The sequence below is a fragment of the Mesorhizobium australicum WSM2073 genome, assembly GCF_000230995.2.
Classification (GTDB): domain Bacteria; phylum Pseudomonadota; class Alphaproteobacteria; order Rhizobiales; family Rhizobiaceae; genus Mesorhizobium; species Mesorhizobium australicum.
In genome coordinates, this window is the sequence record NC_019973.1 from 4,916,215 (window position 1) to 4,933,380 (window position 17,166).

Here is a 17,166-nt window from a genome sequence, read left to right on the forward strand (position 1 = left end):
CGTCAGATGTTGCGGCTGCCCGGCTTGATGGCCGGGATGGCGGCAAGCTCCGGCGGCAACCTGTCCGGCGGATAGGCCGGAACTTCATATTCGGCAAGCGCGATCAACGGCACGCCGACATGGGTCTTGCCGGCCGAACGGTCGATGATGCAGGCGGCCGCGACCACCTCTGCGCCAACGTCGCGCAGGCAATCAATGGTTTCGCGGATCGACAGACCGGTGGTGACGATGTCCTCGACGATGACGACGCGGGCGCCTCGATCGATCTCGAAGCGGCGCAGGCGGAACTCGCCCCCTTCCCGCTCCACCCAGATCGCCGGCACGCCAAGGTGGCGCGAGGTTTCGTATGCCGGGATCAAGCCGCCGATCGCCGGCCCGACGACATAGTCGATCTTGCCTGGCACGGCGGCGCGGATCTTCTTGGCCAGCGCCTTGCACAGCCGCTCGGTCTTGTCGGCATGCATGAAGACGCGTGCCTTCTGCAGGAAAACTGGACTGCGCAGGCCCGACGTCAGGATAAAATGACCCTCGAGAACAGCGCCAGCCCCGCGGAATATGTCCAGCACTTCGTCGGTATTCATCTCGTCCCCCATGGTCGGCTATCGCTAGCCGTTGACGCGCCGCGCATCGCTGACGCTCGAATTGTCCTTGAGCTGCGACAGCAGCCGGTTGAGATGCTTCAGGTCCCAGACTTCGAGATCGATCAGCATTTCGGTGAAATCGGGCGCGGTGCGCACCATCGACAGCGTATGGATGTTGGCGTCGTTGGAGGCAACGACCTGGGCGATATCGGCAAGCGAACCCGGCGCGTTGATGGCGGTGACCGAGACGCGCGCGGGGAACCGTTCCTTGGTGCGCTCGTCGATGTCCCAGCGCACGTCGATCCAGCGCTCCGGCTGATCGTCGAAGGCCTGCAGCGCCGGAGACTGGATCGGGTAGATGGTGATGCCGGTGCCCGGCTGGACAATGCCGACGATACGATCGCCAGGGACCGCGCCTTCCGGCGCGAAGCGCACCGGCAGGTCGCCGCGCACGCCGCGGATCGGCACGGCGCCGGCGCCTGGCTGGTCCTTGTCCTTGCGCGCGGCCCGGCCAGGTATCTGGAACAGCATGCCTGCGGCGTTGCGGATCTTCGACCAGCCCTCCTCGCGCTGCTTGGGCGCTGCCGGCGTGACGCGCTCGTCCTTGTAGTCGGGGAACACCGCCTTCATGACATCGGTTGAGGCCAGTTCGCCGCGGCCCACGGATGCCAGCACATCCTCGATGTCCTTGCGTGCCAGCCTGTGCAGCACCGGCTTCAGGTTTTCCCTGTTGAAGGTCTTGCCGGCTCGTTCGAAGGCACGCTCCAGGATACGCGCGCCAAGGCCAGAATACTGCTTGCGGATCGCATTCTTGGTGGCGCGGCGGATGGCGGCGCGCGCCTTGCCGGTGACGACGACCGATTCCCATGCGGCTGGCGGCACCTGCGCCTTGGAGCGGATGATCTCGACCTCGTCGCCATTCTTCAGTTCCGTCATCAGCGGCATGATGCGGCCATTGACCTTGGCGCCGACGCAGGTGTCGCCGACATCGGTGTGAACCGCATAGGCGAAATCGATCGGCGTGGCGCCGCGCGGCAGGGCAATCAGCATGCCTTTCGGCGTGAAGCAGAACACCTGGTCCTGGAACAGCTCCAGCTTGGTGTTCTCCAGAAAATCCTCGGGATTGTCGCCCTCGGCCAACTGCTCGATGGTACGGCGCAGCCAAGCGTAGGCGTTGGTCTCCTTCGAGATCGCATGGCCGGCGCCGTTCGTCTTGCCGCCGGTGTCCTTGTAGATCGAATGGGCGGCGACGCCGTATTCGGCGATCTTGTTCATCTCGCGGGTGCGGATCTGCAGTTCGACGCGCTGGCGCGAAGGCCCGACGATGGTGGTGTGGATCGAACGGTAGTCGTTCTGCTTCGGGGTCGAGATGTAATCCTTGAAACGGCCGGGCACCATCGACCAAGTGGTGTGGATGGCACCCAGCGCGCGATAGCAGTCCTCGACGCTGTCAACGACAACACGGAAGCCGAAAATGTCGGACAGCTGCTCGAAGGACAGCGCCTTGGCCTCCATCTTGCGGAACACCGACCATGGCTTCTTCTGCCGGCTCTTCACGCCGGCGTTGATGGCGTGCTTTTCAAACAGGGCCGACAGCGCCTTTTCAATGTCGGTCAGCACGCCCTTGTTGCGCTCGAATATCTCGGCGAGCCGCGCGGTGACGGCCCGGTAGGCTTCCGGATTGATGAAGCGGAAGGCGATCTCTTCCAGCTCCTCGCGCATGCCTTGCATGCCCATGCGCCCGGCCAGCGGCGCGTAGATATCCATCGTCTCCTCGGCGATGCGCAGGCGTTTGGCCTCGGGCATGTGATCGAGGGTGCGCATGTTGTGCAAACGGTCGGCGAGCTTGACCAGCAGCACGCGAACATCTTCCGAGATCGCCAGCAAAAGCTTGCGCAGGTTCTCCGCCTGCTCGGCCTTCTTGGAGACGAGGTCGAGTTTCTTGAGCTTGGTCAGGCCCTCGACCAGCTTGCCCATTTCGGGGCCGAACAGATCGTCGATCTCGGCCCGCGTCGCCGTCGTGTCCTCGATGGTGTCGTGCAGCAGTGCGACGGCGATGGTCGCCTCGTCCATGTGCATCTCGGTGAGGATGGCGGCGACTTCGAGCGGATGCGAGAAATAGGGATCGCCGGAAGCGCGCTTCTGGTGGCCATGCTTCTGCATGGCGTAGACATAGGCCTTGTTGAGCAACGCCTCGTTGACGTCAGGCTTGTAGCGCTGGACGCGCTCGACAAGCTCATACTGACGCATCATGGGCTAAATCTCTCGGCGATGAAATGAATCATGCGCCGCACTGTCGTACGGCGCATGCCGGTACCAACTGTCGCAAATACCAGATTCACGCATTATGCCAAGTGCGGCCAAAGCTGCATTCTGGTATTTGCGACAGTTGGTACTAGATAGCCACGAAACCGCCGGGACGGAAGTGCCGGAAGATTGTTCCAGCGACCGCCGGAACGGAGGGCTTAGTAGTCGTCGCTCTTTTCCGGGGGCACCAGGCCTTCGATGCCAGCCAGGAGATCTTCCTCGGTCATCCGGTCGAAGGTGACGTTCTCCTCGGCGTCGTCGGCTTCGGCGGCCGCAACAGCGCCGCCGGTCTGATCGGCGATCACTTCGCCATCGGCTTCGGGCTCGTCGACCTCGACATGCTTCTGCAGCGAATGGATCAGATCTTCCTTGAGATCATCGGGCGACAGCGTCTCGTCGGCGATCTCGCGCAGTGCGATGACGGGGTTCTTGTCGTTGTCGCGCGGGACGGTGATCTGCGCGCCCTGGCTGATCTGACGGGCGCGGTGGCCGGCCAGAAGCACCAGCTCGAAGCGGTTGTCGACCTTGTCGATGCAATCTTCAACGGTTACGCGGGCCATGGACTGCCCCTTTCATGCCTGGATTTGATGGAAAACAGGCGCGGTCCATAACCCGAACGGCGCCAAAATACAAGCATCATGGCAATGCGGGCCCACAGGGCACTCAATCTCAATATCGAACTCCCGATCTAGCAAAGCAGCCGGGTCCAGGGTTCGGCGCCACGATCACAATTGCTTGCAGTGCGCCACATGCCCTTGGATTGCCACCAAACTGGCGTTATCTCGATTGGTCCAAGGTCGGCCGGTTATTAGAGCCTGACCGATAGTCGCTACCGCATTTCGTTTAGACGGCCGTTTTTTCGAAAAGGATTATTTCCATGTTCGACCCTCGTGAAAAAATCGCCCTGTTCATCGACGGCGCCAATCTCTACGCCACATCGCGCGCGCTCGGGTTCGACATCGATTATCGCAAGCTCCTGGCGAGCTTTCACAAGCGCGGTTACCTGTTGCGCGCCTACTATTACACCGCGCTGGTCGAGGACCAGGAATACTCCTCGATCCGGCCACTGATCGACTGGCTCGACTATAACGGGTTCAAGGTGGTCACCAAGCCGGCCAAGGAATTCACCGACTCGACCGGCCGCCGCAAGATCAAGGGCAACATGGACATCGAGCTTACCGTCGATGCGCTGGAACTCGCCGATGTCGTCGACCACTATGTCATATTCTCCGGAGACGGTGATTTCCGAACGCTGGTCGAAGCGCTGCAACGGCGTGGCCGCAAGGTGTCGATCGTCTCGACCATGGCCTCGCAACCTCCGATGATCTCAGACGACCTGCGCCGGCAGGCCGACCATTTCATCGACCTAGCGACGCTGAAGAACGAAGTCGGCCGCGATCCCTCCGAACGACCGGCACGGCGGCCCGAACCGGCTGAAGTCGACGAGGACGACTACTGAGGCCGGTCGACTTGACCGCCCCTTCACTTTCCGAACCCAGCCGCGATTGCCCGCTCTGCCCGCGGCTGCATGATTTCATCGCCGAATGGCGGCAGCGCGAGCCGTCATGGTTCAACGCGCCGGTGCCGACCTTCCTGCCACTGGGTGGCGAAGATACCGTCCAGCTTCTGATCGTTGGTCTGGCGCCTGGCCTGCGCGGCGCCAACCGCACCGGGCGCCCCTTTACCGGCGACTATGCCGGCGACCTGCTCTATTCGACACTGATTGCCCACAACTTCGCACGCGGCGAGTTCAAGGCGCGGCCCGATGATGGGCTGGAACTCCTCGGCACTGCGATCACCAACGCGGTGCGCTGCGTGCCGCCGGAGAACAAGCCGGTCGGTGCCGAGATCGCCACCTGCCGGACATTCCTGGTGCCGACGATCGCTCGCTTTCCCAACCTGCGCGCCGTGCTGGCGCTGGGATCGATCGCGCACCAGTCGACCGTGCGGGCACTGGGCGGGCGCGTCGCCGCCTATCCGTTCAAACATGGCGGCCAGTTGAAAGCCGGCGGCATCATGCTGTTTTCGAGCTACCATTGCTCGCGCTACAACACCAATACCGGTGTGTTGACCGCAGACATGTTCGTCAGGGTGTTTGGCGAGATCGCGGCATTCCTGAAGAACTGAGCTCTCGGATACCGTGCGGTCTGCGGTGCGAGCTCACACCGGCAGCAAGGCATCCGGCTTCACGTCGCCGATCGAGGCATAGGTATGTGTCTCCTTCACCCCGGGCAGCGGCAGGATGACGCGTTTGAGAAAGTCCTGATAGTCGGCCATCTCGGCAATGCGGGCCTTCACGAGATAGTCGAAGCCGCCGACGACCATATGGCATTCCAGAACCTCGGGCGCCTTTGCCACCGCCTCGGCGAAGCGGTCAAAGATATGCGGGGCCGCGTGATCGAGCCGCACCTCGATGAAGACAAGCATGCCGCGGCCAATCTTTGCCGGATTGAGCACCGCCCTGACGGCGGTGATAAACCCGTCGCGAAACAGGCGTTTCACGCGCTGGCTGGCGCCGGTCGGTGACAGGCCGACGCGCGCTGCCAGGTCGAGCGTGGTGCGGCGCCCATCTTCCTGCAGCAGTCGCAGAAGACTGCGGTCGACGGCGTCCAGGTCGACTGGTTCAGGATTCACGTTCAAGTCCTCCTATTTGCGTGAATTACACTTCAAATTCTAAAAAACAGCGTATTTTGTCGCGATCATTTCGACCATAGGCTGCGCTTCATCGCAAGGTCGGGGGCTGTCTCCTCCTGGCGGCATGAACATGCGGCGGAACTGACATGGCGGACGGACGAGACACGGGAGACACAAGACTGGCGGTGATCGCCGGCCTTGTCATGATCGCCATCTATGCGGCGCAGTTCGTCGCCGCCCGCTTCAGCCTCAGGGAGCATCTGACGGCCACCGACATGGCCAGCCTGCGCTTTGCAGGTGCCAGCGCGGTGTTCCTGCCGATCGTCTGGAGACGCGGCCTGGCGACCATGAAGGCGCTGGGCTGGCGGCGTGGACTGACGTTGGCTGCACTGGCCGGATTGCCCTATCCGCTGATCATCAACTGGGGTCTAACCCAGGCGCCCGCCGCCCATGCCGCGGCGCTCTGCCCGGCCTCGATCGTGTTCTTCTCGTTCCTATTGTCGCTGTTCAGGGAAAGCGCGTCGCGTCGGCGGATCATCGGCGTCGTTACGATCATCGCCGGCTTGTTGCTGTTCATAGCGCCGGCGCGCACCGGCGCCAGCGATGTCCTGTTCGGGGACCTGCTGTTTATCGGATCGGGCGCGATGTTTTCCACATATGCCGTTCTTGTGCAGCGATGGCGTGTCGACCCGGTCACGGCGACCGCGAGCGTCGTGCTTTTGTCCTGCCTGCCGCTGCCACTTCTTTATGTCTTTGCGCCAAGCGGCCTCCATGCCGCCGCAGGCCCCGAAATCGCCAGCCAGATCGTCATTCAAGGTCTTCTCGCGGGCGCTGCGGCAATGTTCCTCTACACTTACATTGTCGACCGATTGGGCTCACAGGCTGCATCACTGTTCCTGCCGGGTGTGCCGGTCGCCACGGTGATGGTCGGCATGGTCGTGCTTGGCGAGACCCCGCTGGCTATCCAATGCGTGGCCATCGCCATCATGGCCGCCGGGATGGGTTATTCGGCGATGGGTCGACGCAGCACCAGGGAAAATCTGGCTGTCTCGACATCAGCTGGATCGTGAATGGTTTCAGGGGCATGGCAGGCTGCCGAAGAACGGGACCGGTACCGGATCGGGCCTGTTCATCAAGGTGTGGAGGCGAGCAGCGCCGCCAACTTCTCCGGCCCGCCCTGCAAAACGTTCAGATCGACGTCCCCCTCGATGCCGTTCACGCGCCCCCTGTTGTGGTACTGCCAGTAGATCCAGTCACGGCGGTCCGGTTCCATGAGCAGTGAGCGTAGCCAGAGTGGGCGAGCGGCGATTTGCCCGGCATAAGCGGCCTCGGCTTCATCCGTAAGATAGACGATCGCCGGCTTGCCGAATGCCGCCTCGACAGGTCCGAGGAAGGCCTGGAGTTCGGCATTCAACTGTTCGGGCTACGGACGCCGCGGACAGTTGCCGCCGAACTCGATGTCGACCACGGGCGGCAGCAGCGGCTGATCGTGCGGCACCACCGAGATGAAATTCCTCGCCTGGTCGGCGCCCGGCCGGCAGAAGGTGAAGAAATGATAGGCGCCGACGGCGAGTCCGGCGGCGCGGGCCTCGCGCAGATTGCCGGCGAAGGCGTCGTCGACATGGTCGCCGCCTTCAGTCGCCTTGATGACGACGAAAGCCACATCATCGGCGGCAACACGCCGCCAGTCGATCCGGCCCTGATGATGGGAGACGTCGATGCCCCTGACCGGATATCGGTCGCGGTCGGGAGAGTAGGTGCGGAAATAGGCCACTCCTCCCACAGCAATGACACATGCCAAGGCAAGACTGGCCGCGCCCCAGAGAACAATCCGCTTCTTCAAGACCACCCCTGTTGGACTTGCCGGTTGTTCGGCGTTGAAAACCAGGCCGTTGGCTTTGCAGGCTATCTCCCGATCACCCGCGCTCCTTCAGCAGCCGGCCTTTTTCGCGCGACCAGTCGCGTTGCTTTTCGGTCTCGCGCTTGTCGTGCAGTTTCTTGCCGCGGCCGACGGCAAGCAGCAGCTTGGCGCGTCCCTGGTCGTTGAAATAGATTTTCAGCGGCACCAGGGTCATGCCTTCGCGGTCCACGCTCTGCGACAGCTTGGCCATTTCGCGCTTGTTGAGCAGCAGTTTGCGGCGGCGGCGCGGCTCGTGGTTGAAGCGGTTGGCCTGCAGATATTCGGGCAGATAGGAATTGATCAGCCAGATCTCGCCGCCTTCGACCGAGGCATAGCTGTCCTGGATGTTGGCCTGGCCCTGACGCAGCGACTTGACCTCGGTTCCGGTCAGCACAAGGCCGGCCTCGATCGTGTCGAGCACCTCGTAGGAAAACCGCGCTTTGCGGTTTTCGGCAACGGTCTTGTTGTTGGGATCGGCTTTTCTGACTTGGTTCATGAGGTCTAGAGTCCGTTTCGAAACTCGCTCCCGCGAGTCAGATGATGGTGCTACCGAGAACCGGAGCGGAGCGTACATATAGTACGGGAACACCGGAAGCGCAGGTGGCGCCTTCAGATGATCGCGGGAGCAGACTTCCCAAACGGCTCGCTAATTGATCAAGCCGGCGTGCTTCATGGCCGCATCGATCCTCTCGGCCGTTGCCGGTTCAACAGTCACCAGCGGCGAACGCAGCACGTTCTCGACCTTGCCCAGCTTCGACAGTGCATATTTCGCGCCGGACACGCCGGGCTCGATAAAGATCGCCTTATGCAGCGGCAAGAGACGGTCCTGCAGCTCCAGCGCCTTCGCACTGTCGCCCGAAAGCGTTGCTTCCTGGAATTCGGCGCAGAGCCGCGGCGCGACGTTCGAGGTCACTGAGATGCAGCCGACACCACCATGCGCGTTGAAACCGAGCGCGGAAGCGTCCTCACCCGAAAGCTGGATAAAATCCTTGCCACAGGTCATGCGCTGCTCCGACACGCGCTCGACCTTGCCGGTGGCGTCCTTGACGCCGACGATGTTCTTGAAGTCGTGCGCCAGCCGGCCCATCGTCTCCGGCATCATGTCAATGACCGAGCGCGGCGGGATGTTGTAGATGATGATCGGCAGCTTGGTCGCCCGGGCGACAGCGGCAAAATGCTCGTAGAGGCCGCGCTGTGTCGGCTTGTTGTAATAGGGCGTTACGACCAGGGCAGCATCGGCGCCGGCCTTTTCGGCATACTGCACGAGCCCGACGGCTTCCTCGGTGTTGTTGGAACCGGCACCGGCAACCACCGGGGCGCGGCCCTTGGCCACCTCGATGCAGATCTTGACGACGTGGCGATGCTCGTCATGCGACAGCGTAGGCGACTCGCCCGTTGTGCCGACAGGAACCAGGCCTGTCGTGCCCTCGCCAAGCTGCCAGTCGACGAACGCGCGAAAGGCTTTCTCGTCGAAACGCCCGCTCTTTTCGAACGGTGTCACGAGCGCGGTAAGCGAGCCTCTCAGCATGTCGTCCAACTCCTTGGGACTTCTCGGTTCACGCATGTCGTTGTCCCAAAACCGGTATCCACTTTTGGGCGCCATGCACTTTGTTGGTTGTGCATGTCGTTACCCCAAAACCGGTATCCACTTTTGGGCGCCATGCACTTTGTTGGTTGTGCATGTCGTTACCCCAAAACCGGTATCCACTTTTGGGCGCCATGCATCGGTGTTTCGTGGTGCGCCTTCTAACCGAAAGCGAAGCCGCGCACCATAGTCTCGACATTGTTGCGCGGCAAGCATTGCCATGGTGCCAGCAAGCGTAATTCGAACGGCCTCGATAACCCTTTGTTTACGAGCCCTTCACGACCTAAGTTTAGGCTTCAAGGCTTCTTCGCCGCCGGTAAAATACTGGATTTAAGGAAAGACACGCGATCATGCCGACCAGTCGGCCCCATCTCTTCGCGCTGCTTGGCGCCGTCGCCGCGCTGATGCCCGGCGTGGCGATCAGCGGCAGCGTCGATGTGCGGGTCACCTCGGCCATCCCGGTGCCTGGTGTACAGGACAAGGCGCAACAGGCCCCCTCACCCAGCGTCGCACTGTTGAAAAGTGGACTGGATGCGCTGGCGGCCGGCGATATTTCCGGCGCGCGCGGCGTGCGTGATGCACTGCCCGCACAATCGCTCGACCAGCACATATTGGCCTGAGCGATCGCGCTTTACGGCGGAGACAAGGTTCCAAGCGGCGACATCGCGGCGGCCGCGAAGATGCTGCCCAACTGGCCGGGCACCGTCGCCTTGCGCAAGAACAGCGAGCGCGCGCTCTACCGCGAAAACCCGGCGGCGGATGTCGTCGTCAAGGCATTCGACGGCAGCCAGCCGCAGACATTCGAAGGCGTGATGGTTCTCGCGCGCGCCTATGTGTCGTCCGGCAACGCCAAGGCGGCGCGATCGGTGCTGTCGCCGTTCTGGCGCACCGCGATCCTGGAGGCCAAGAACGAGACGGCTCTGATCAAGGAGTTCGGCAGCCTTGTTCCTGCCGCCGACCACCGTTTTCGCATGGAGCGCATGTTCTATGCCGACCGGGTGAGTTCCGCCTTGCGTGTCGCCGGCCTCGCCGGCGCCCAGCAGCTTGCCGACGCCTGGGCGGCGGCCGACAGGAGCGACAAGAATGCCGCCAAATTCCTAAAGGCGGTACCGGCGGCGCAGCGTTCGGCCGGCTATTTCTTCGCGCAGGCCGAGTATCTGCGCAAGCAGCAGGATTTTGCGGGCGCCGCGGCGGTTGTCATGAAGGCGCCGGCGGACCGTGACTTCCTGGTCGATCCGGATGCCTGGTGGGTCGAACGCCGGGTGCTGTCGCGCGAACTGGTCGACCGGGGCGACATGAAGACGGCATACAAGATAGTCGCCACGCATGCCGCCGAAAGCGCGGCCAATGCGGCGGAAGCCGAGTTCCATGCCGGCTGGTACGCGCTGCGTGGCCTGAACGATCCCAAGCTCGCGGCGACGCATTTCGCGCGCATCGCCGACCTTGCCCAGGGACCGATGACCCTGTCGCGCGCCTATTACTGGCTCGGCCGCGCGGCGGAAGTCGGAGGCCCCGGCAATGCCAAGGATTATTTTGGACGTGCGGCGACCTACGGCACCACGTTTTACGGCCAGCTCGCCGCCGAACGTGTCGGCCGGCAGGCGCTCAACATCGTCTATCCCCAGCCAAGTGCCGCCGACCGGCAGAGCTTTGCCGGCCGCGAGGCCGTCTCCGCCATCAAGCGACTGCAGGAGGCGGGCTACGACCGCTATGCCGAAACGCTCTACCGCGACCTTGCCGGCCAGTTGACCAGTCCGGGTGAACTGGCGCTGCTCGCCGTCCTGGCGGAAAAGCAGGACAACCATTTCATGGCGCTGAAAATCGGCAAGATCGCCGGAGCGCGGGGCATCGACGTCGGAGCGCTGTCGCATCCGCTCGGCGTCATCCCCGATTCGGCCAATATTTCCGGTTCCGGCAAGGCGCTGGCCTACGCGATCGCCCGCCAGGAAAGCGAATTCAATATCGGCGCCATATCCAGTGCCGGCGCGCGCGGGCTGCTGCAGCTGATGCCGGCAACCGCCAGGCAGTTGGCGAAGAAGGCCGGATTGCAGTTTTCGCAGACCAGACTGACAACCGACGCCGCCTATAATGCGACGCTTGGTTCGGCCTTCCTCGGCGAACAGCTGGATCGCTTCAACGGCTCGTACGTATTGACCTTCGCGGGCTACAATGCCGGCCCGGCCCGGGCCGGCCAGTGGGTGGCGAAATATGGTGACCCGCGCGGCAAGGACATCGATGCGGTGGTGGACTGGATCGAACGGATTCCCTACACGGAAACAAGAAGTTACGTGCAGCGCGTGATGGAGAATTACGAGGTCTACAAGATGCGTATCTCCGGCAAGTACGACATCGTCGGCGATCTCGTGAACGGGCGGAGTTGAAGTTTTTGCTCTTCCTTCGTGAGGAGAAGGAGGAGCCTTTCCCATTTGACCCTCCCGCGCTCCGTCTATAGCAGACGTGGACGATCCCTTCGGCTAGAGAACCCGTCCCATGTCGAGCAACCCAGGTTTCTCCGACTTCTTCTATGCCGCGCCAGATGGGCTGAGACTTCACGCGCGCGTCTATGGCGAAGCGAATTCCGCACATTGGCCGGTCGTCTGCCTGCCTGGCCTCACACGTAATGCGCGGGATTTTCACGAGCTGGCGCTCTATCTCTCAACGCGATCCGCCTTTGCGCGCAAGGTCATCGCCTTCGACTATCGCGGACGCGGACAGTCGGCCTACGATCCCGATGTCAGTCACTATAATGTCGGCGTCGAGGCGGGGGACATCCTTGCCGGGCTGACGGCGCTCGGCATCAAACAGGCGGCCTTCATCGGCACCTCTCGCGGCGGGCTGATCATCCATGTGCTTGGCGCGATGCAGCCGGCGGCGCTGAAAGCCATCGTGCTCAACGACATCGGGCCAGTGATCGAGCCCGCCGGCCTTGACCATATCCGCGCCTATCTCGATCCCACGCCAAGACCGAAGAGCCGTGCCGAGACTGTCGATGCCCTGCGCGACACCCATAGCAGCGACTTTCCCGCCCTCGCTTCGGCGGATTGGGAGCGGATGGCGTCAGCGCTCTATCGCGAGACAGATCAGGGGCTGATGCCGGATTTCGACCCGAGGCTGGTTGAAACGCTCGCCGCCCTCGACCTAAGCAAGAAACTGCCGGATTTGTGGGCGCAATTCGAGGCGCTGGCCGTCATGCCTATGCTGGTCATACGCGGTGCCAGTTCGAGACTTTTCTCCGTCGAGACGCTTGAAGAAATGAAGAAGCGCCACCCAAACCTCGAGGCGATCACGGTCGAGGGCCAAGGCCACGCGCCTTTCCTCGAGACCGGCAGCCTGCCCGTCGCCGTTGCTGCTTTTCTCGATCGCGCCGAGAGGCAAATAAGCGGCAAATAAGCCCCAAGACCAGATCAGATCCCGGGGCTGTTACGGCGGCAAAGGCAAACTGTCGGAACTACTTGGCCTTGGAGCTTTTGCGGGTCGCCTTTGGCGGCGCCTTCGCCGAAGCGCCCTCATCCGTCTGCTTCCGCTTCGCCGACGGCGTCGTCACCGGCGACGAAAACAGCGAGCTTTCCGCGTTGCCGGCCGGTTGCTCGCCGCGAGGCTTCTCCAGCACGACAACGCAACCATCGAGATCATTGGTGGCCAGATGCGCGTAGCGCATGGTCATCGACAAGGTCTGATGGCCAAGCCACATCTGCACGCGGCGGATGTCGATGCCGCCCTGGACAAGACGCGAAGCGCAGGTGTGGCGCAGGATGTGCGGCACGACCTGGTCGTCGGCGCCGAGGCCGACTTCCGCCTTGGCATCGTTCCAGATGGCGCGGAATTGTGCCTGGCTGAGCTGGGTGAACGGGCCCTTGGGTCGGCGTCCTTCGGCCGGAGGCAGCTTGATGACCTCCTTGACCCGTTCGGTCATCGGAATGGTCCGGCTGCGGCCGGATTTGGTGATCCAGAAGGAGACGCGATGTTCCTGGATATCGTTCCAGATCAGCCCGAGCGCCTCTCCGAGGCGGCATCCGGTGTCGACCAGGAAGACGGAAAGCCGGTAAGCATCCTCGCTGCGGCTCTTGATAGCGGCAAACAGCCTTGCCTCTTCCTCCCTCTCGAGGAAACGAATTCGTCCCGCCCGCTCCTTCTGGCGGCGAAACTCGGGCAAGCTGTGGATATCTCCCATCTTGTAAGCCTTGCGCAGCAGTTTGCTGAGAGCAGCCATCTTTCGATTGATGGTCGCGTTGCTGTTGCCGCGCTGGCGCAAGGTGCCGATAAGGTTGTCCAGGGTACTCTGGTCAAAGGCGCTGAAACGCTCCCCAAGGAGGATCTCGTCTATCTCGCCGATGAAGGAGCTGACATTATATTTATGTCGCCCATCATCCCACAATATGTCTCGATAAGCTGAAAAAAGCTCTCCGACCCGGTATGACTTTACTTCTCTTATCTTGTTATATGTGTAGTTGATCTTCGAGTTCTGAGAAGAAAACGTCGAAAACTGATCAGAGGGGTATCCCTCTTGAATCGCTTCGTTGGTCATTATCCGTCACTCCCCCGAGTGGATTGGGATCAGCCCTATCCGCTTGGGAGCGTCCTTTCAAGAGATTAAATCACGCAGTTGTGATCTCACCCGCCCACCGCGGATCCCACGAGACCAACCTACGGATCTGTTCAGCTACCGATTCCCCCTCTTTCCTTGGTTTGCGTTGACCCAGTCACGAAACAAAAACAGCCCGGGCGTTTGTGCGCCCGGGCTGGATTTCATCTGTAAGGAACCAGCCCTTAGAAAGAGCGCTGGAAGCGGAGGATACCGGCGACGTTGCTCTTCTTGGTCGCACCGACCCAGCCTTGCGACAGGTCGTCAGCACCGCCGACGTTCTGGTAATCGACTTCGGCCGTGACCGTGAAGCCAGGAACAACGTCATAGGCGATGTTCGCAGCGATGCCGAGGTTCTTCCAGTCGTCATACGAGATCTGAGCGTTGAACGAGGTCTTCTCGTTGAACTTGTAGGTGCCACCGCCCCACACTGCCCAGTTGCCGCCCCACTGCTTGTAGAAGCCGCGGCCGGTACCGAAGTCGTTGAGGTTGTCGTCCGAGCCATAGCCGCCCATGATCCAGAGCGACAGCTCGTTGGAGACGTTGACGTCCAAACGAACCTTGCCGGCAACTTCTTCGTAGTTGCTGTCATAGGAAACGACGCCGGTGAGAGCGCCCCAGCCCTGGGTCCACTTCAGACCGCCGACAACATGCGGAACGTAGCTGTCGATGGTATCGGCGCCTGCGCCTTCTTCCAGCGAGACCACAGCCGAGAAGCCGTTGCCGGCGTCAAAGTAGTACTGAACGACGTTGGTGTCGAAATTGCCGTAGGGGACGATCGTGTCCTCAATGACGTTGCCGGCGTAGCCGATGAACGTATCGAAGGCCGATTCATCCTTACCAACGCGGAGACCACCAAGCTGGATCCAGGCGAAATTCAGCGAAACGCCCTTGTTGTGCGCCTCGAACGTGCCAGTCTGCGGGAAGTCGTAGTCGCCATAGTTGTTGCCGAAGTTGAAGCGGGTCTCGGTATAGGTCTTCAACGTGCCGAGTTCGGTTTCCTGGCCGGTCCAGGTCTTCAGCGTGAAGCGGGCGTTCTTCCAGTAGGTGTCGTGATCGCCATCGCCCATATGGTCCGGAACGTTCTGGGCGCCACCGAATGCGCCGGCATCACCCACGCCGATGTCGTAGCGGACATAGCCGCCGATGCGCAGGCAGGTCTCGGTGCCGGGGATGTAGAAGTAGCCAGCGCCGTAGACGTCGCAAATCTTGACGTATTCAGCGGGCTCCGGCTCGGCGACGACGACGGCGTCGGCGGCGCGCGCACCGGAAACTGCGATCAGGGCCGCAGCGGAGCCGAGAAGAAGGCTCTTGATGTTCATTTTCTGACCTCCAGTCAAAAGTTAAAAAACGGGTCTGGGTATTCTTTGCTGAAGGACAGCGTTCCCTGCCCCATCCCCACTACCGAAAAAGATGCGCACCGCGCCGCTCCTTCGAACTCGACATTACCCATGAGCCGGCGGCGTTCAACAACGATCGTACCGGCGAAAGGGCTGTTCGGCTGCTATCCCCCAGCGTTGTTGCACAAATGACACGATTTGGCCTCACTCAGAAAGCTCTCGTTAACCATCGGGCCCGCCGCAGCCGGCTATTTCCGGCCGAATCCGGCATTCGGCCGATGGAATCGTGGCGAGGCCGCGAGTCACCTGCCAGGGATTTGCCGCATTACCGCCCCATCGCGGAAATCCGCGGCGACAGAGCGCCGTTATTTTCTATATTAATGATGCGGGCTTGTTGATTGTGCCGGCGCTTTTCTTTATCCAGCGGCTCAACGGAGAGGTGGCCGAGTGGTCGAAGGCGCTCCCCTGCTAAGGGAGTAGAGGTCAAAAGCTTCTCGTGGGTTCGAATCCCATCCTCTCCGCCACCCTACGCCCTGCGGGCTTCGGGTGGCAGGCCACCCGGAACCGCATTTGGGCGTAGGAGTGTCGCCCGAAGCTACGAAGTAGCGTAGGGGGACCATGTGGTACGTCTATTTCCTGGAGCTCCGTAACGGCGATATCTATGTCGGATCGACAAACGACCTTCGACGCCGCACCGAATCGCACCGATTGGGCAATCTTCCATCGACAAAGGCCTACCTGCCCGTAGCCTTGAAGAGCTACATCGCGGTCGAAACCGAGGCCAACGCTCGCCAACTCGAGAGATATTTCAAGACCGGATCGGGCAAGGCTTTCGCGACCAAGCGTTTCTTGCAGACCGCGCCTCGCTGACCGCCATCATATTATCTACCTGAAATAAAAAGGAAAACGGCTCTCCTGGCAGCTTTTCGTCGGCCTTCGCTCGCGATTCTGACTGGAGGTCAGAAAATGAACATCAAGAGCCTTCTTCTCGGCTCCGCTGCGGCCCTGATCGCAGTTTCCGGTGCGCGCGCCGCCGACGCCGTCGTCGTCGCCGAGCCGGAGCCCGCTGAATACGTCAAGATTTGCGACGTCTACGGCGCTGGCTACTTCTACATCCCCGGCACCGAAACCTGCCTGCGCGTCGGCGGCTATATTCGTGAGGATATCGGTGTGGGCGACGGTGGCTCGTTCGATGGCGTCAATCACGTCACGGACCACCAGCACGGTGATGACGACTCGACCTACTGGAAGCAGACCCGCTTCACGCTGAAGACCTGGACTGGCCAGGAAACCGAACTCGGTACGTTGAAGACCTACACTGAGTACCGCATCAACTTCGGCAACAGCTACGGCGACTATGGCACCCCTGGTCTCGCAGGCAACACCGAAGCGAACCCTAACGCTGGCGGCGACGGCTGGCAGGCGCGCAACAAGACCAGCGCCTTGGAATTTGCCTGGATCCAGCTCGGCGGTCTGCGTGTCGGCGCTGACGAATCGGCCTTTGATACGTTCATCGGCTACGCCGGTAACGTCATCAACGACACGATCGTCCCTTACGGCAATTTCCAGACCAACGTCATCCAATACTACTTCGACGCTGGAAACGGCTTCTCGGCCGTGGTCTCGCTCGAAGAAGGCTCCGGTGAGGTTGGCACCATCGACAGCTATGTTCCGCATGTCGTCGGCGGTGTGAAGTGGACACAGGGCTGGGGCGCCATCACCGGCGTCGTCGCCTATGACAGCAACTACGAAGAAGTCGCCGGCAAGGTTCGCCTGGACGTCAACGTATCCAACGAACTGTCGCTGTTTGCCATGGTCGGCTATGGCTCGGACAACAACCTCAACGACCCGACCAACAACATCGATGCGCTCGGCCGCGGCTTCTACAAGCAGTGGGGCGGCAACTGGGCAGCATGGGGCGGCGGCACCTACAAGTTTAACGAAAAGACATCGTTCAACCTCCAGGCGTCGTATGATGACTGGAAGGACATCGGTGTCGCGGCGAACGTCGCCTACACCGTCGTTCCCGGCCTCACCGTCACGGCGGAAGTCGACTGGCAGCGCGTCGGCCAAGGCGCCATCGACAACCAGTCCGTGTGGGTCAACGCGACCAAGAAGGACAACGTCGGCGGTCTCCTCCGCTTCCAACGCGACTTCTAGTCAATTCGCCTTGGCGAAATCAAACCCGGCGGGCAACCGCCGGGTTTTTTTAGGCCGCTTGCAACTATCGCAGGTAA

14 protein-coding genes, 1 tRNA gene and 2 pseudogenes are annotated in these 17,166 nt (G+C 61.6%); 8 read left to right on the forward strand and 9 right to left on the reverse strand.

What is annotated here, in order from left to right; translation table 11 throughout:
* Positions 1-2: 2 nt before the first annotated feature.
* From pyrE to rpoZ, 3 genes are all read right to left on the reverse strand, one after another.
* Positions 3-581: an orotate phosphoribosyltransferase gene (pyrE, locus tag MESAU_RS23810; RefSeq protein WP_015318579.1), complete on the reverse strand. Its 579-nt coding sequence runs from the start codon at positions 579-581 to the stop codon at positions 3-5.
* Positions 582-605: 24 nt separating this feature from the next.
* Positions 606-2,834 (reverse strand): RelA/SpoT family protein, encoded by a 2,229-nt coding sequence (locus MESAU_RS23815; RefSeq protein ID WP_015318580.1) that lies wholly within the window; start codon positions 2,832-2,834, stop codon positions 606-608.
* A gap of 212 nt (positions 2,835-3,046) precedes the next feature.
* Complete coding sequence (rpoZ, locus tag MESAU_RS23820; protein ID WP_015318581.1) at positions 3,047-3,448, reverse strand: DNA-directed RNA polymerase subunit omega; 402 nt, start codon at positions 3,446-3,448, stop codon at positions 3,047-3,049.
* 317 nt (positions 3,449-3,765) lie between these two features.
* Here rpoZ and MESAU_RS23825 point away from each other — a divergent pair, with 317 nt between their 5' ends.
* Together MESAU_RS23825 and MESAU_RS23830 are read left to right on the forward strand one after the other, a co-directional pair.
* On the forward strand, positions 3,766-4,347 hold the full coding sequence (locus tag MESAU_RS23825) for a LabA-like NYN domain-containing protein (protein WP_015318582.1): 582 nt from the start codon (positions 3,766-3,768) through the stop codon (positions 4,345-4,347).
* An 11-nt stretch (positions 4,348-4,358) separates the two neighbouring features.
* Positions 4,359-5,015: a uracil-DNA glycosylase gene (locus MESAU_RS23830; protein ID WP_015318583.1), complete on the forward strand. Its 657-nt coding sequence runs from the start codon at positions 4,359-4,361 to the stop codon at positions 5,013-5,015.
* Between the two features lie 33 nt (positions 5,016-5,048).
* On the opposite strand, the gene MESAU_RS23835 is transcribed toward MESAU_RS23830, so the two are convergent.
* Positions 5,049-5,522, reverse strand: coding sequence for an Lrp/AsnC family transcriptional regulator (locus tag MESAU_RS23835; RefSeq protein ID WP_015318584.1), 474 nt, complete (start codon positions 5,520-5,522; stop codon positions 5,049-5,051).
* Between the two features lie 146 nt (positions 5,523-5,668).
* Here MESAU_RS23835 and MESAU_RS23840 point away from each other — a divergent pair, with 146 nt between their 5' ends.
* Positions 5,669-6,592 carry a DMT family transporter gene (locus tag MESAU_RS23840; RefSeq protein WP_015318585.1) on the forward strand — a complete coding sequence of 308 codons (924 nt, stop codon included), beginning with the start codon at positions 5,669-5,671 and terminating at the stop codon, positions 6,590-6,592.
* Between the two features lie 62 nt (positions 6,593-6,654).
* On the opposite strand, the pseudogene MESAU_RS23845 reads toward MESAU_RS23840, so the two are convergent.
* The 3 genes and pseudogenes from MESAU_RS23845 to dapA all read right to left on the reverse strand — a co-directional run bounded on the left by MESAU_RS23845 (position 6,655) and on the right by dapA (position 8,950).
* Positions 6,655-7,365 (reverse strand): annotated as a pseudogene (locus MESAU_RS23845) (glycoside hydrolase family 25 protein).
* A 73-nt stretch (positions 7,366-7,438) separates the two neighbouring features.
* Positions 7,439-7,918 (reverse strand): SsrA-binding protein SmpB, encoded by a 480-nt coding sequence (gene smpB / locus MESAU_RS23850; protein WP_006202221.1) that lies wholly within the window; start codon positions 7,916-7,918, stop codon positions 7,439-7,441.
* A 150-nt stretch (positions 7,919-8,068) separates the two neighbouring features.
* Positions 8,069-8,950 carry a 4-hydroxy-tetrahydrodipicolinate synthase gene (dapA, locus tag MESAU_RS23855; protein ID WP_015318586.1) on the reverse strand — a complete coding sequence of 294 codons (882 nt, stop codon included), beginning with the start codon at positions 8,948-8,950 and terminating at the stop codon, positions 8,069-8,071.
* Between the two features lie 407 nt (positions 8,951-9,357).
* Here dapA and MESAU_RS23860 point away from each other — a divergent pair.
* Together MESAU_RS23860 and MESAU_RS23865 are read left to right on the forward strand one after the other, a co-directional pair.
* Positions 9,358-11,388, forward strand: a pseudogene (locus MESAU_RS23860) (lytic transglycosylase domain-containing protein).
* Positions 11,389-11,497: 109 nt separating this feature from the next.
* A complete protein-coding gene (locus tag MESAU_RS23865; RefSeq protein WP_015318587.1) occupies positions 11,498-12,397 on the forward strand; it encodes an alpha/beta fold hydrolase in 900 nt (299 codons plus the stop codon).
* Between the two features lie 58 nt (positions 12,398-12,455).
* On the opposite strand, the gene MESAU_RS23870 is transcribed toward MESAU_RS23865, so the two are convergent.
* Together MESAU_RS23870 and MESAU_RS23875 are read right to left on the reverse strand one after the other, a co-directional pair.
* The gene (locus tag MESAU_RS23870) at positions 12,456-13,532 is read right to left on the reverse strand and encodes a tyrosine-type recombinase/integrase (RefSeq protein WP_015318588.1); all 1,077 of its coding nucleotides are present in this window, start codon (positions 13,530-13,532) and stop codon (positions 12,456-12,458) included.
* A gap of 242 nt (positions 13,533-13,774) precedes the next feature.
* Positions 13,775-14,911 carry a porin gene (locus MESAU_RS23875; protein WP_015318589.1) on the reverse strand — a complete coding sequence of 379 codons (1,137 nt, stop codon included), beginning with the start codon at positions 14,909-14,911 and terminating at the stop codon, positions 13,775-13,777.
* A gap of 451 nt (positions 14,912-15,362) precedes the next feature.
* On the opposite strand from MESAU_RS23875, the gene MESAU_RS23880 reads away from it, so the two are divergent.
* The 3 genes from MESAU_RS23880 (at position 15,363) to MESAU_RS23890 (ending at position 17,089) form a co-directional block, all read left to right on the forward strand.
* Positions 15,363-15,453, forward strand: a tRNA-Ser gene (locus MESAU_RS23880).
* A gap of 94 nt (positions 15,454-15,547) precedes the next feature.
* Positions 15,548-15,799: a GIY-YIG nuclease family protein gene (locus MESAU_RS23885; protein ID WP_015318590.1), complete on the forward strand. Its 252-nt coding sequence runs from the start codon at positions 15,548-15,550 to the stop codon at positions 15,797-15,799.
* 96 nt (positions 15,800-15,895) lie between these two features.
* Positions 15,896-17,089 (forward strand): porin, encoded by a 1,194-nt coding sequence (locus MESAU_RS23890; RefSeq protein ID WP_015318591.1) that lies wholly within the window; start codon positions 15,896-15,898, stop codon positions 17,087-17,089.
* Positions 17,090-17,166: the final 77 nt, after the last annotated feature.

Excerpts from the sequence above, each read along its gene's own strand:
- pyrE (WP_015318579.1), bottom strand. The coding sequence starts at position 581 with ATGAATACCGACGAAGTGCTGGACATATTCCGCGGGGCTGGCGCTGTT.
- MESAU_RS23815 (WP_015318580.1), bottom strand. The coding sequence starts at position 2,834 with ATGATGCGTCAGTATGAGCTTGTCGAGCGCGTCCAGCGCTACAAGCCT.
- rpoZ (WP_015318581.1), bottom strand. The coding sequence starts at position 3,448 with ATGGCCCGCGTAACCGTTGAAGATTGCATCGACAAGGTCGACAACCGC.
- MESAU_RS23825 (WP_015318582.1), top strand. The coding sequence starts at position 3,766 with ATGTTCGACCCTCGTGAAAAAATCGCCCTGTTCATCGACGGCGCCAAT.
- MESAU_RS23840 (WP_015318585.1), top strand. The coding sequence starts at position 5,669 with ATGGCGGACGGACGAGACACGGGAGACACAAGACTGGCGGTGATCGCC.
- smpB (WP_006202221.1), bottom strand. The coding sequence starts at position 7,918 with ATGAACCAAGTCAGAAAAGCCGATCCCAACAACAAGACCGTTGCCGAA.
- dapA (WP_015318586.1), bottom strand. The coding sequence starts at position 8,950 with ATGCTGAGAGGCTCGCTTACCGCGCTCGTGACACCGTTCGAAAAGAGC.
- MESAU_RS23865 (WP_015318587.1), top strand. The coding sequence starts at position 11,498 with ATGTCGAGCAACCCAGGTTTCTCCGACTTCTTCTATGCCGCGCCAGAT.
- MESAU_RS23870 (WP_015318588.1), bottom strand. The coding sequence starts at position 13,532 with ATGACCAACGAAGCGATTCAAGAGGGATACCCCTCTGATCAGTTTTCG.
- MESAU_RS23875 (WP_015318589.1), bottom strand. The coding sequence starts at position 14,911 with ATGAACATCAAGAGCCTTCTTCTCGGCTCCGCTGCGGCCCTGATCGCA.
- MESAU_RS23885 (WP_015318590.1), top strand. The coding sequence starts at position 15,548 with ATGTGGTACGTCTATTTCCTGGAGCTCCGTAACGGCGATATCTATGTC.
- MESAU_RS23890 (WP_015318591.1), top strand. The coding sequence starts at position 15,896 with ATGAACATCAAGAGCCTTCTTCTCGGCTCCGCTGCGGCCCTGATCGCA.